This is a genomic window from Streptomyces polyrhachis, from assembly GCF_042663125.1.
Lineage (GTDB): Bacteria > Actinomycetota > Actinomycetes > Streptomycetales > Streptomycetaceae > Streptomyces > Streptomyces polyrhachii.
Genome location: NZ_JBHSZO010000013.1, coordinates 82451 through 95651 on the forward strand (window position 1 = coordinate 82451; position 13201 = coordinate 95651).

10 protein-coding genes are annotated in these 13201 nt (G+C 72.9%); 4 read left to right on the top strand and 6 right to left on the bottom strand.

The window, feature by feature from the left end; genetic code table 11:
* Positions 1-190: 190 nt before the first annotated feature.
* Positions 191-2335 (top strand): RelA/SpoT family protein, encoded by a 2145-nt coding sequence (locus ACFQLX_RS10680; protein ID WP_386414025.1) that lies wholly within the window; start codon positions 191-193, stop codon positions 2333-2335.
* A 41-nt stretch (positions 2336-2376) separates the two neighbouring features.
* Here the strand turns inward: ACFQLX_RS10680 and ACFQLX_RS10685 are convergent, their stop codons facing one another.
* Positions 2377-3384 carry a TAXI family TRAP transporter solute-binding subunit gene (locus ACFQLX_RS10685; protein ID WP_386414027.1) on the bottom strand — a complete coding sequence of 336 codons (1008 nt, stop codon included), beginning with the start codon at positions 3382-3384 and terminating at the stop codon, positions 2377-2379.
* A gap of 149 nt (positions 3385-3533) precedes the next feature.
* Between ACFQLX_RS10685 and miaB the strand changes: the two genes are divergently transcribed.
* Positions 3534-5018: a tRNA (N6-isopentenyl adenosine(37)-C2)-methylthiotransferase MiaB gene (gene miaB / locus ACFQLX_RS10690; RefSeq protein ID WP_386414029.1), complete on the top strand. Its 1485-nt coding sequence runs from the start codon at positions 3534-3536 to the stop codon at positions 5016-5018.
* A 44-nt stretch (positions 5019-5062) separates the two neighbouring features.
* Here the strand turns inward: miaB and ACFQLX_RS10695 are convergent, their stop codons facing one another.
* The 5 genes from ACFQLX_RS10695 to ACFQLX_RS10715 all read right to left on the bottom strand — a co-directional run bounded on the left by ACFQLX_RS10695 (position 5063) and on the right by ACFQLX_RS10715 (position 11190).
* Complete coding sequence (locus tag ACFQLX_RS10695) at positions 5063-5842, bottom strand: GNAT family N-acetyltransferase (protein ID WP_386414031.1); 780 nt, start codon at positions 5840-5842, stop codon at positions 5063-5065.
* A 61-nt stretch (positions 5843-5903) separates the two neighbouring features.
* On the bottom strand, positions 5904-7370 hold the full coding sequence (hflX, locus tag ACFQLX_RS10700; RefSeq protein WP_386414032.1) for a GTPase HflX: 1467 nt from the start codon (positions 7368-7370) through the stop codon (positions 5904-5906).
* Between the two features lie 139 nt (positions 7371-7509).
* Positions 7510-8931, bottom strand: coding sequence for a M1 family metallopeptidase (locus tag ACFQLX_RS10705; RefSeq protein WP_386414033.1), 1422 nt, complete (start codon positions 8929-8931; stop codon positions 7510-7512).
* A gap of 100 nt (positions 8932-9031) precedes the next feature.
* Positions 9032-10456, bottom strand: a complete 1425-nt coding sequence (locus tag ACFQLX_RS10710) for a HAMP domain-containing sensor histidine kinase (protein WP_386414034.1) — start codon at positions 10454-10456, stop codon at positions 9032-9034.
* An 11-nt stretch (positions 10457-10467) separates the two neighbouring features.
* Positions 10468-11190, bottom strand: coding sequence for a response regulator transcription factor (locus ACFQLX_RS10715; RefSeq protein ID WP_386414035.1), 723 nt, complete (start codon positions 11188-11190; stop codon positions 10468-10470).
* A gap of 268 nt (positions 11191-11458) precedes the next feature.
* Between ACFQLX_RS10715 and ACFQLX_RS10720 the strand changes: the two genes are divergently transcribed.
* Positions 11459-12235, top strand: a complete 777-nt coding sequence (locus ACFQLX_RS10720) for an amino acid ABC transporter ATP-binding protein (RefSeq protein ID WP_386414037.1) — start codon at positions 11459-11461, stop codon at positions 12233-12235.
* A gap of 49 nt (positions 12236-12284) precedes the next feature.
* Positions 12285-13112: a glutamate ABC transporter substrate-binding protein gene (locus ACFQLX_RS10725; RefSeq protein ID WP_386414039.1), complete on the top strand. Its 828-nt coding sequence runs from the start codon at positions 12285-12287 to the stop codon at positions 13110-13112.
* The last annotated feature ends 89 nt before the right edge of the window (positions 13113-13201 follow it).

The following is a 13201-nucleotide window of genomic DNA, read 5'->3' on the forward strand; positions in this document are numbered from 1 at the left end:
AGCTACCGGGCTCCGCAGGAGCACCGTCGCCCTGCGTGATGGGGTCGGTACCATCAATCACCGGCACCGGGGTCGTCCCCGGGCACCGTGCGGCGGTTTCCGAGGGCCCTGACGAGCGCAGCGCACACGACGGGGTACGACGGCCGCCGCCCGCGTCGCACACGCCGGTCGGACTGCCGGAGGTGCCCCCTTGAGCGCAGAGGCCAGCGCGGACGCCGTGAATCCCGCCCCGCCCCGCAGCAGCAGACGCGGACTTCCCCGGCTCGACCTGCGCCGGCTGGGCCGGGCAGCGGTCCTGATGGGCGCCGGCGGACCCAGCGGACTGCCGGACGCCCTGGAGCACGTGGCGAAGGCCCACCGCTCCTTCTTCCCCGACGCCGACCTGTCGGTCCTCAGCCGCGCCTACCTGCTGGCGGAGGCCTCGCACCGCGGCCAGATGCGCAAGAGCGGCGAGCCGTACATCACCCATCCGCTCGCGGTCACGCTGATCCTCGCCGAGTTGGGCGCGGAGGGCACGACGCTGACCGCCTCCCTGCTGCACGACACCGTCGAGGACACCGAGGTGACGCTGGAGCAGGTCGAGGAGGAGTTCGGCGCGGAGGTGCGCTACCTCGTCGACGGCGTCACCAAACTCGAGAAGGTCGACTACGGGGCCGCCGCCGAGCCCGAGACCTTCCGCAAGATGCTGGTGGCCACCGGCAGCGATGTGCGGGTGATGTCCATCAAGCTCGCCGACCGGCTGCACAACATGCGCACGCTGGGGGTGATGCGCCACGAGAAGCAGGTGCGCATCGCCAAGGTGACGCGGGACGTGCTGATCCCGCTGGCCGAGCGGCTGGGGGTGCAGACGCTCAAGACGGAGCTGGAGGACCTGGTCTTCGCGATCCTCCATCCCGAGGAGTACGCCTCCACGCGCGAGCTATTGATGGAGCACGTCTCGCGGCCGGACCCGCTGGAGGACACCGCGCGGGAGGTACGGGCGCTGCTGCGCGAGGCGGACATCGCGGCGGAGGTGCTGATCCGGCCCCGGCACGTGGTCTCCGTGCACCGGGCGCTGCTCAAGCGCGGCACGCTGGGCGGCGCCGACTTCGGGCGGCTGCTGGTGCTCGTCCCGGAGGACGCCGACTGCTACGCCGTGCTGGGGGAGCTGCACACCTGCTTCACGCCGGTGGTCTCGGAGTTCAAGGACTTCATCGCCGTACCGAAGTTCAACCTCTACCAGTCGCTGCACACCGCCGTCGCGGAGTCCCGCGGGCTGGTCGTGGAGGTGCTGGTGCGCACCCACCGGATGCACCGGGTGGCGGAGACGGGTGTCGTCGCGCTCGGCGGCCGCGAGGGGGCGGGCGGTCCGGTCGGCGAGTGGCTGGCGCGGCTGCTGGACTGGCAGCGCGCCGCGCCCGACCCGGACACCTTCTGGACGGCGCTGCGCGAGGACCTGGCGCCCGACCGGGAGATCACGGTGCTCACCGACCGCGGTCTGCCGCTGCGGCTGGCGGCGGGGGCTACCTGCGTGGACGCCGCCTACGCCGCGCACGGCGAGGACGCCCACGCCTGTGTGGGCGCGCGGGTGCACGGGCGGCTGGTCAGCATGGGGACGGTGCTGCAGGACGGGGACACCCTGCAACTGCTGCTCTCCCCCGAGCCCGCCGCCTCCCCGTCGGAGCCCGAGCCCGCCTCCGGTCCCTCGCCCGAGTGGCTGGAGTACGCGCAGACACCGGCCGCGCGGATCTCCATCACCCGCTGGCTGGCCGCCCATCCCGCCGCCCCGGACGCCGGTTCGCACCCCGTCCGGATGCCCACCGCTCCCCCGCAGCCCGCTCCCCCGGCCGTCGCCGCCACCGCGCAGGAGGGACCGGCCGTCGCCGACCGCCCCGGCGCGGCGGTACGGCTGGCGCGCTGCTGCACCCCCGTCCCACCGGACGCGGTGACGGGCTTCGAGGTGCGCGGCGGGGCGGTGGCCGTGCACCGGGTGCAGTGCTCGACGGTGGTGCGGATGACGACGGCCGGACGCGAGCCCGTGTCCGTGCGGTGGCGGGAGGGCGGCTCGGAGCTGCGGGTGACCCTGTACGCGGAGGCCTTCGTCCGCACCCATCTGCTGGCGGAGCTGACCGAGGCCATCGCGGCGGAGGGCGCGGCGATCGTCGCGGCGGACGTGGAGCCGCCGCGCGAGCAGCGGGTGCGCCACACGTACACGCTGCGGCTGCGCGACGCCTCCCGGCTGCCGACGCTGATGCGGGCGATGCGGCGGGTCCCCGGGGTCTACGACGTCTCCCGCGCCCAGCGCACCGCGGCGAGCGCGTCCCCGCCGCGCGGGGTGCACACCCGGCTGCGCTGAGGGGCGCCCCTTTCGCGTTCCGGCACCTTGTCGCGTACGGGCTACGGCTTCTCGTCGCGGTAGTAGCGCTCCGCCCCCTCGTGGAGCGCCAGCGGGTCGGTGAAGACGGCGGTGCGCAGGTCCACCAGCTGGGCCGCGTGGACCTCCTTGGCGATGGTGTCCCGGCTCTTGATCACCTCGCGGGTGATCGCCTCGGTGAGCACCGGGTCGGTCCTCTCCGTCGTGACCAGGAGGTTCGCCACGGCGATCGTGGAGACGGCCTGCTCGTCGCGCAGTTCCGGATAGGCGTCGGCCGGCATCACCGCGGAGCGGTAGTAGTGCGCGGAGGGGCTCTGCTTGTGCAGCGGGCCGAGGAGGTTGTTGAGCGGCACCAGGCGGATCTCCGTGCGGTCCGCCAGCGCGCCCACCGCCGCCGTGGGCAGTCCGCCCGACCAGAAGAACGCCTCGATCTCGCCGCGCCGCAGCAGGTCCGTCATCGTGCCGATGGGCTGGCGGACGGCCTGGACGTCCTCGGCCATGTCCAGTCCGGCGGCGGCCAGCAGCCGCTTGGCGATGAGCTGCACGCCGGACTTGTCGGTGCCGACACCCACCGTGCGCCCGGCCAGGTCCTGCGCGCTGCGGATGCCGGAGCGGGCGGGCACCACGAGCTGGATGTAGTCGTCGTAGAGCCGGGCCACCGCCCGCAGCCGCTGCCAGCCGGGCCGGTGGCCCGAGCGGTACTCGGCGACCGCGTCGGCGGTGGCGATGGCGAAGTCGGCCCGGCCGGTGGCGATCCGCTCCATGTTGTCGAGGGAGCCCTCGCTGGGCTGCAGGTCGACCCGCAGCTCCGGGAGGTCGGCGGCGAGGTCGTCCCTGAGCATGTCCCCGTAGCGGGCGTAGACCCCCTTGGGGGCGCCGGTGGAGAAGACCACCTTCCCGCTCGGCCGCTCCCCGCCGCCGGGGAGGACGCCCGGCGCCAGCCACCACAGCACCAGGGCCGCCGCCGTGAGGGCGGCGGCGAGGGCGAGGCCGGTGCGTATCGCACGGCGCGGGCGCGGGGTCGGGTCCATGGCGGCGATGGTAGTGCGCGGTCGCGGGGGCGGGCCCGGCGCACGGGGGACGGACCGCCGCGCGGGGACCGTAAACTGGAGACTTGGCCGCTTCACGCGATCAGCCCAGCGGCCTTCAGGCACCCTGACCCGTTTGGATGATCACTGGCATGTCGGAGCAGCTCCAGCGCACGTACACGGTCAAGACCTACGGCTGTCAGATGAACGTCCACGACAGCGAGCGGATGGCCGGCCTCCTCGAGGGCGCCGGCTTGGTGCGCGCGCCCAAGGACGCGGAGACTGCCGACGTCGTCGTCTTCAACACCTGCGCGGTGCGGGAGAACGCCGACAACAAGCTCTACGGCAACCTGGGCCAGCTGGCGCCGCAGAAGGCCGCCAACCCGGCGATGCAGATCGCGGTCGGCGGCTGCCTGGCGCAGAAGGACCGCGACACCATCGTCAAGCGCGCCCCCTGGGTCGACGTCGTCTTCGGTACGCACAACGTCGGCAAGCTGCCCGTCCTGCTGGAGCGGGCGCGCCTGGCGCGGGAGGCGCAGGTCGAGATCGCCGAGTCGCTGGAGGCCTTCCCCTCGACGCTGCCGACGCGGCGCGAGTCGGCGTACGCGGCCTGGGTGTCGATCTCGGTCGGCTGCAACAACACCTGCACCTTCTGCATCGTCCCCGCGCTGCGCGGCAAGGAGAAGGACCGCCGCCCCGGCGACATCCTCGCCGAGGTCGAGGCGCTGGTCGCCGAGGGTGTCTCGGAGATCACCCTGCTCGGGCAGAACGTCAACGCCTACGGCTCGGACATCGGCGACCGGCTGGCGTTCGGCAAGCTGCTGCGGGCCTGCGGGCCGATCGAGGGGCTGGAGCGGGTGCGCTTCACCTCCCCGCACCCGAAGGACTTCACCGACGACGTCATCGAGGCCATGGCCCACACGCCGAACGTGATGCCGCAGCTGCACATGCCGCTGCAGTCCGGCTCGGACACGGTGCTGCGGGCGATGCGGCGCTCGTACCGCCAGGAGCGCTTCCTGGGGATCATCGGGAAGGTGCGCGCGGCGATGCCGCACGCGGCGATCTCGACCGACATCATCGTGGGCTTCCCCGGGGAGACCGAGGAGGACTTCGAGCAGACGCTGCACGTGGTGCGCGAGGCGCGGTTCGCGCAGGCGTTCACCTTCCAGTACTCCAAGCGGCCCGGGACCCCGGCGGCGACGATGGAGGGGCAGATCCCCAAGGCCGTGGTGCAGGAGCGCTACGAGCGGCTCGTCGCCCTCCAGGAGGAGATCTCCTGGGAGGAGAACAAGAAGCAGGTGGGCCGGGTCGTCGAGGTCATGGTCGCCGAGGGCGAGGGCCGCAAGGACGGTGCCACGCACCGGCTCTCCGGGCGGGCGCCCGACAACCGGCTGGTGCACTTCTCCAAGCCGGAGGCGGCGGTGCGTCCCGGTGACATGGTGACCGTGGAGGTCACGTACGCCGCGCCGCACCATCTCCTCGCGGAGGGCGAGGCGCGGAACGTGCGCCGTACGCGCTCGGGGGACGCCTGGGAGGCGCGGACGGCCGCGCCGGCGGGCACGGGTGTGATGCTGGGGCTGCCTTCGGTCGGTGTGCCGGCGCCGGCGGCTGCCGCGGGGGGCTGCGCGGCCTGCTGACGCCGGCGCCTGCGGGCCGGGGCGGGCTGGGGGGTGGGAGAGCCCTACCGTCCCTTCACCTGGTAGACGTACGGCGTCGTCGTCGTCAGCCGGGTGAAGCCCAGGCGCTGCAGGATCGGGCGGCTCTGGTCCGAGGCGTCGACCTGGAGGTAGCGGTAGCCGTGGGACGCGGCGATGCGGGTGCGGTGCGCCAGCAGGGCGCGGTAGAGGCCGCGGCCCTGCCAGTCGGGGGCCGTGCCGCCGCCCCACAGGCCCGCGAAGTCGCGGGCGGGGGTGAGTTCGAGGCGGGCGGCGCTGATCGGGCGCTCGCCGGCCATCGCGACGAAGATGTGCACCTCGTCGGCCGACGAGGCGAGCTGGCCCAGCATCTGGTGGCGCAGGTGGTCACCTGGGGTGCCGAAGGCATCCTCGTGGACCGCGACGGCCAGGTCCACACCGGCCGCGTCGGTGACGGGGCGCAGTTCGACGCCGTCCGGCAGGGGGACGTCGAGCGGCAGTGCGGCGGTCGGCGCCACCATCAGCGCCTCCGCCGGCTCGGGGGCGAAGCCCGCCGCCAGCAGCCGGTCGGCCAGGTCCGCCGGCCCGTCGTGGGCGTAGAGCTTCCACTCGAAGTCCAGCCCCAGCGCGGTGTAGTGCGCCACCTGCGCGGCGATCTCGGCGTCCGCGCCGGCGGCGGTGAGCGCCGACCAGACCACGCCGTTCCAGTCGCCGGGTCCACCGGTCTGGCGGACCACGGTCGCGGTCCGCTCCACCTGGACACCGGGGCCGTCGGCGGGGGCGTTGCGGCGCATCTGCGCGTCGTAGAGCGGGAGCAGCTGGTCCATGGGTCTCCTCCGGGCAGGCGCGAGGCCCCGTCCTCGTACGGACGGGGCCTCGGCAGGGTGGTCAGCGGGTGTACGGCGCCAGCTCGGCGGCCAGCTCCTCGTTGACGCGGGCCTTGAGGAGGGTGCCCTCCGCGATGTGCTCCTCGGAGACCACCTCGCCCTCGGCGTGCACGCGGGAGACCAGCGAGCCGTGCGTGTACGGCACGACGGCCTCCAGCTCGATCTGCGGGCGCGGCAGTTCCTCGTCGATGAGCGCCAGCAGCTCCGCGATGCCCTGGCCCGTACGGGCGGAGACGGCGATCGAGTGCTTCTCGATGCGCAGCAGCCGCTGCAGTACGTCCGGGTCGGCGGCGTCGGCCTTGTTGATGACGACGACCTCGGGGACGTCGACGGCGCCCACCTCGCGGATGACCTCGCGGACGGCCGCGAGCTGCTCCTCGGGCGCGGGGTGCGCGCCGTCGACCACGTGCAGGATGAGGTCGGAGTCGCCGACCTCCTCCATCGTGGAGCGGAACGCCTCGACGAGGTGGTGCGGCAGATGCCGTACGAAGCCGACGGTGTCGGCCAGCGTGTAGACGCGGCCGCTGGGCGTCTCCGCCCGCCGCACGGTCGGGTCGAGGGTGGCGAACAGGGCGTTCTCCACCAGCACGCCCGCGCCGGTGAGGCGGTTGAGCAGCGAGGACTTCCCGGCGTTGGTGTAGCCGGCGATCGCCACGGAAGGGACCTTGTTGCGCCGGCGCTCCTGGCGCTTGACCTCGCGGCCGGTCTTCATCTCCGCGATCTCCCGGCGCATCTTCGCCATCTTCTCGCGGATCCGCCGCCGGTCCGTCTCGATCTTGGTCTCGCCGGGGCCGCGGGTGGCGAGGCCGCCGCCCTTGCCGCCGCCCATCTGGCGCGACAGGGACTGGCCCCAGCCGCGCAGCCGCGGCAGCATGTACTGCATCTGCGCCAGCGCCACCTGTGCCTTGCCCTCACGGGACTTGGCGTGCTGGGCGAAGATGTCGAGGATCAGGGCGGTCCGGTCGATCACCTTGACCTTGACGACGTCCTCGAGGTGGATGAGCTGGCCGGGGCTCAGCTCGCCGTCGCACACGACGGTGTCGGCGCCGGACTCCAGGACGATGTCGCGCAGCTCGATCGCCTTGCCGGAGCCGATGAAGGTCGCCGGGTCGGGCTTGTCGCGGCGCTGGACCAGGCCGTCGAGGACGAGCGCGCCGGCGGTCTCGGCGAGGGCGGCGAGCTCCGCGAGGGAGTTCTCCGCGTCCGCCGCGGTGCCGGAGGTCCAGACGCCGACCAGGACGACGCGCTCCAGGCGCAGCTGGCGGTACTCGACCTCGGTGACGTCCTCCAGCTCGGTCGACAGACCGGCCACGCGGCGCAGCGCGGCGCGCTCCTCGCGCTCGAACTGCTCGCCGTCCCGGTGGTCGTCGCCGCGGCTCCAGGCCGCGTCCTCCTCCATCAGGGCGTCTGCCCGCACGCCGCCCTGGGTGCGCTGGTCGTCCTGCGGAAGGGAAGAAGGGGAGGTCAAACGGATCCTCACGTAGAAATGAATGAGATGAACGAACTGCTACGCCGGATTCAACGCCTGACCGCTGCGGGGGATTCCCCGCCGGTGGCGACGCCGACCCGTTGATGGTCGCACGCCGCCGCCGGGGGCGTCATCCGTATTACTCGCCGGAGCGCCAGTCGGGGTGGCCCGGCATGGGCGGCGTCTTCGCGCCGTACAGCCAGGGGTGCAGGAAGGCGCCGAGGTCGCGGCCGGCCGTGGCGGAGGCGAGGGCGACGAAGTCCGCGGTGCCGGCGGTGCCGTGCGCGTGGCGGCGTACCCAGGCCCGCTCCAGGCGGTCGAAGGCCTCCGTGCCGATCTCCTGGCGCAGGGCGTAGAGCGCCAGGGCGGCGCCGTCGTAGACGTTGGGGCGGAAGATGCTCAGCTTGCCGTCCTCGCCGGGGCCCTTGGGGTCGGCCGGCGGGCCGCCCTGGGCGCGCCAGCCGTCGGAGTGGCGGTAGGCGCGCGCCATGCGGTCGCGCAGCCGCTCCAGGCCCCGGGCGTCGGCGTAGCGGGCCTCGTACCAGGTGGCGTGGCCCTCGTTGAGCCAGAGGTCGGACCAGCGGCGCGGGGAGACGCTGTTGCCGAACCACTGGTGTGCCAGCTCGTGCACCATCACGCTCTCGGCGTAGACGTCGTCCTTCGCGCTCTGGAGCAGGGTGCGGTCGAAGAGGGAGAGCGTCTGGGTCTCCAGCGCGTAGCCCAGGTCCGCGTCGGCGGCCAGGACGCCGTAGGTGTCGAAGGGGTAGCGGCCGACCTGGCGCTCCATCCACGTCAGATGGGCGGCGGTGCGCGCCACGACGGGGCGCAGCCGCTCGCGGTCGGCGGCGGGGACCACGTGCCGCAGCGGCAGTCCGTGCGGGCCGCGGCCGGTGAGGACGGCGGAGCGGCCGATGGAGACCTGCGCCAGCTCGGTGGCCATGGGGTGGCGGCTGCGGTACGTCCAGGTGCCGCCCTTGGCCGCCTCGGGCTGCCGGCCGGCGGCCAGCCCGCTGGCGACGACGGTGTGGCCGCGCGGGGCGGTGACGCGGAAGGTGAAGCGGGCCTTGTCGGCGGGGTGGTCGTTGCAGGGGAAGACCCGGTGGGCGGCGTCGGCCTGGTTGGCCATCACCAGTCCGTCGGCGGTACGGACCCAGCCGGCGCCCTCGCCGCGCAGCGGTTCGCTGGTGTGGCGCACGGTGAGGTGGAAGCGCTCGCCGGCCCGCAGGGCGCGGCGGGGGCGGATGACGAGGTCCTCGCCGGCAAAGGAGAACTCCGCGGGGGCGCCGTCCAGGGTGACGTCGCGGACCTTCCCCCGCGTGAAGTCGAGGTTGACGCGGCGCAGTTCGCCGGTGGCGCGGGCGCTGATGCGGGTGACCGCCTGCAGCGGCCGGTCGTTGCGGCCGGTGTAGCGCAGCGTCAGGTCGTAGGCGGAGACGTCGTAGCCGGGGTTGCCCAGGGACGGGTAGAGGGGGTCCCCGATGCCCAGGGGGGTGCCGGCGGGGGGTGCGGCCGCGAGCACCGTGAGGGCGGCTGCGGCGAGAGCGAGGGGGCGTAGGCGCATGACGTACACCGCTATCAGGGGGCGCCCCGTCCGGGCGGTGTGCACCCGCGCGGCACGGCGGGGGTGCACCCTAACGGCGCCGCGCGGGCCGGCGTGCGCCCTACGCCTCCGCCCCGGCGTCCGACGGCGCGGAGCGCGGCACGGTGACGGCCACCCGCAGGCCCGTCGGCTCGTTCGCGGCGAAGTCGATGCGCCCGCCCGCCGCGGCGAGCAGCCGGCGGGCGATGGAGAGCCCCAGCCCGGAGCCGCCCACGTTCTGGTGGCGTCCGCTGCGCCAGAAGCGGTCGCCCACCCGCTCCAGCTCCTCGGGGGTGAGCCCCGGCCCGGCGTCGGCGACCGTCACGGTGACCTCCTCGCCGCGCGCGACGACGCTCACCGCCACCCGGGCGCCGGCCGGGGTGAACTTCAGCGCGTTGTCGACGACGGCGTCCAGCGCGCTGGAGAGCGTGACGGGGTCGGCCCAGGCGGTCACCGCGCCGTTGCCGCCGCGGGCCAGCGCCACGCCCCGGCCGGCCGCCAGCGCCCCCCAGGCGGCCAGCCGCTCGTCCACCAGCGCCGCGACGTCCGTCAACTGCGGTACGGCGGCGGCGTGCTCGGCCAGGGCGAGGTCGAGCAGGTCGTCCAGGACCTTCGCCAGCCGCTTGCCCTCGGTCTGGACGGAGGCGATCTCCTCGTTGCCCTCGGGCAGTTCCAGCTTCAGCAGCTCGATGCGCAGCAGCAGCGCGGCCAGTGGGTTGCGCAGCTGGTGGGAGGCGTCGGCGACGAAGTCCCGCTGCTGGTCCAGCACATCCTCGACGTGGTCGGCCATCTCGTTGAACGAGCGGGCGAGGCGCTGGAGTTCGGGCGGTCCGCCGCCGGCGGCGACCCGGGACTTCAGCCGTCCGGTGGCGATGTCGTGGGTCGCCTTGTCGAGGATGCGTACGGGCCGCAGCACCCAGCCGGTGAGCCGGAAGGCGGCCGCGACGGCGAGGAGCATCGCGGCGGCGATCCCGGCGCCCAGCCAGAGCCAGCCGGTGAGGATCCGCGAGCGCAGTTTGCCGGTCGGCGACTCGGTGATGACGACGGCCACCACGTCGCCGTCGCGGACCACCGGCGAGGCGACGGTGAGCGGCCGCGACTGCCAGGGCCAGACCTGGCGGGGGTCGCGGCTGGGGCGGCTGGCGAGCGCCTCGTTGAAGGCGCGCAGCCCCTCGGCGGTGTCGGTCGGCCGCCAGCCGCCGGGGGCGGCCTCCATCACGCCGTGGTCGCGGTAGAAGACGCCGGCCCTGATGCCGTAGACGGACTGGTACCTGGCCAGCTCCTGCTCCAGCGCGCGGCGCCGGTCGCGCTCCTCGGGGGTGGCGGCGCCTTCCGAGCGCGAGGTCACGTACAGCCCCAGGGAGGCGAAGCGGGCGATGTCGTCCATGCGGTCGACGACGACGTGCTGCTGGTCCTGCTGGGCGATGCGCCCGGCGAGCGGGACGGCGAGCGCGAGGAGGATGCCCGTCATCAGCACGATCAGCAGCGGGAGGAGGCGGGTGCGCAAGCGGCCCGCCCTCAGGCCGCGGGGGACGGCGGGGACGGCGGGGCGACCAGCCGGTAGCCGACCCCCCGGACCGTCTCGATCAGCTCGGGCATCCCCAGCTTGGAGCGCAGCGAGGCGACGTGCACCTCCAGTGTGCGCCCGGTGCCCTCCCAACTGGTGCGCCAGACCTCGCTGATGATCTGCTCGCGGCGGAAGACGACCCCCGGCCGGTGGGCGAGGAGGGCGAGCAGGTCGAACTCCTTACGGGTGAGGGCGACCTCCACCTCGTTGACGAGCACGCGGCGGGTGGGCAGCTGCAGGTGCAGGGGGCCGAGGCGCAGGCTCGGGTGCTCCTCGGCGGGGGCGCCCTCGGCCCCCTCCCCCTCCGCTCCGGCGCGCCGGGCCACGGCGTGGATACGGGCCAGCAGCTCGCCCGTGTCGTAGGGCTTGACCACGTAGTCGTCAGCCCCCAGGTTGAGGCCGTGGATACGCGAGCGGACGTCGGCCCGGGCCGTCACCATGATCACGGGAGTGCTCGTGACCTTGCGTATCCGGCAGCACACCTCGAAACCGTCCTGGTCGGGCAGTCCCAGGTCGAGCAGGACGACGTCGAAGGGCGCGAGGCCGCCGTGGAGCAGTTCCCGCAGCGCCTCCTCGCCGGCCCGGGCGTGGGCGACGTCGAAACCGTGCCGGCGCAGCACGGCGCAGAGCGCGGCGGCGACGTGGTCGTCGTCCTCGACGAGCAGCAGTCTCACGGTCCCCCCTCCCCTCTGCGTCCCTTCCCGGTCCTCCCGAACGGCAGGCCATCCTCAGATACACGCCCACCACCACCCCGCGCGTCAAGTAGCGTCAGCCCTCCCAGGGGTTCCGTTACGCGACCGCGATTCCCAACAGCCGTCCCAATTACCCCCCGTGTCCGAATGAAGCCGGATCGTTATGCTCAATTTCCCCTCAGATGTAATGACGTTGGTCATCGTGCGTCACTAGGGTCCTGGCAACCGAAGAGGATGGAGCGAAAGGCAGATGACCGAGGTTTCAATGACCAAGGACGCCGCACCACCGGGCGACCCGCTGGTCGTCCTCGACGACGTCAACAAGCATTTCGGCGCGCTGCACGTGCTCCAGGACATCAACCTGTCCATCGCCCGCGGTGAGGTCGTCGTCGTGATCGGGCCCTCGGGCTCGGGCAAGTCCACGCTCTGCCGCGCGATCAACCGGCTGGAGACCATCGACTCCGGCTCCATCACCCTGGACGGCCAGCCGCTGCCCGCCGAGGGCAAGGGGCTGGCGCGGCTGCGCGCGGACGTCGGAATGGTCTTCCAGTCCTTCAACCTCTTCGCGCACAAGACGGTGCTGCAGAACGTGATGCTCGGGCCGATCAAGGTCCGCAGGAAGGACAAGCGCGCGGCCGAGGAGAAGGCCCGCGCCCTGCTGGACCGGGTGGGCGTGGGCAACCAGGCCGACAAGTACCCGGCGCAGCTCTCGGGCGGCCAGCAGCAGCGCGTGGCCATCGCGCGGGCGCTGGCCATGGAGCCGAAGGTGATGCTCTTCGACGAGCCCACCTCCGCGCTGGACCCGGAAATGATCAACGAGGTGCTGGAGGTCATGCAGCAGCTCGCCCGCGAGGGGATGACCATGGTCGTCGTCACCCACGAGATGGGCTTCGCCCGCTCGGCGGCCAACCGCGTCGTCTTCATGGCGGACGGCCAGATCGTCGAAGAGGCGACGCCGGACCAGTTCTTCACCAATCCTCGTAGCGACCGGGCGCGGGACTTCCTCTCGAAGATCCTGCACCACTGAACCACCCGGCCGTGTCAGCCATGTCACCCTCGGAAAAAGGAAGTTCCGCATGAATCTCCGCAAGGCCGGCGCAGCCGCCGCCATCGCCACCGCCCTCGCCCTCACCGCCGCCGCCTGCGGCAGCGACGACGACAAGTCCTCCGGCACGGACGGCAAGAAGGACAAGATCGTCGTCGGCATCAAGTACGACCAGCCGGGCATCGGCCTGAAGGAGCCGGACGGCTCCTTCTCCGGCATGGACGTCCAGGTCGCCACGTACGTGGCCAAGGAGCTGGGCTACGACGAGAAGGACATCGAGTTCAAGGAGACCAAGAGCGCGAACCGCGAGACCGCGCTGGCCAACGACGAGGTCGACTTCATCGTCGCCTCCTACTCGATCAACGACGAGCGCAAGCAGAAGGTCGACTTCGCCGGCCCGTACTTCCTGGCCCACCAGGACCTGCTGGTGCGCGCCGGTGAGAAGTTCACCGACGCCAAGGAGCTGAACGGCAAGAAGCTCTGCTCGGTCACCGGCTCGACCTCCGCGCAGAACATGAAGAAGGACATCGCCCCGGACGCCCAGCTCGTCGAGCGCGGCGGCTACTCCGAGTGCGTCTCCGCCCTGCAGAACGGCGCCGTCGACGCGCTCACCACCGACGACTCGATCCTCGCGGGCTACGCGGCGCAGCCCGCCAACAAGGGCAAGTTCGAGCTGTCGGGCCTGAAGCTCTCGGACGAGAGCTACGGCATCGGCACCAAGAAGGGCTCCGAGCTCACCGCCAAGATCAACAAGGCGCTGGAGAAGATGGTGTCCGACGGCAGCTGGGAGAAGACCATGAACGACGTCTTCGGTCCGGCCGGCTACAAGTTCGAGCCGGCGCCGCAGATCGGCAGCTGAAGCGACCCGACCCGGTCCCCGTGACCGGGTCCCAGGGGCGCGCGGTCGCACAGACCGCGCGCCCCGCCGTCCATACACGTGCGATCGCG

Coding starts and splice junctions, on each gene's coding strand:
- ACFQLX_RS10685 (WP_386414027.1), bottom strand. CDS start 3,384: ATGGACCCGACCCCGCGCCCGCGCCGTGCGATACGCACCGGCCTCGCC.
- miaB (WP_386414029.1), top strand. CDS start 3,534: ATGTCGGAGCAGCTCCAGCGCACGTACACGGTCAAGACCTACGGCTGT.
- ACFQLX_RS10695 (WP_386414031.1), bottom strand. CDS start 5,842: ATGGACCAGCTGCTCCCGCTCTACGACGCGCAGATGCGCCGCAACGCC.
- ACFQLX_RS10705 (WP_386414033.1), bottom strand. CDS start 8,931: ATGCGCCTACGCCCCCTCGCTCTCGCCGCAGCCGCCCTCACGGTGCTC.
- ACFQLX_RS10720 (WP_386414037.1), top strand. CDS start 11,459: ATGACCGAGGTTTCAATGACCAAGGACGCCGCACCACCGGGCGACCCG.
- ACFQLX_RS10725 (WP_386414039.1), top strand. CDS start 12,285: ATGAATCTCCGCAAGGCCGGCGCAGCCGCCGCCATCGCCACCGCCCTC.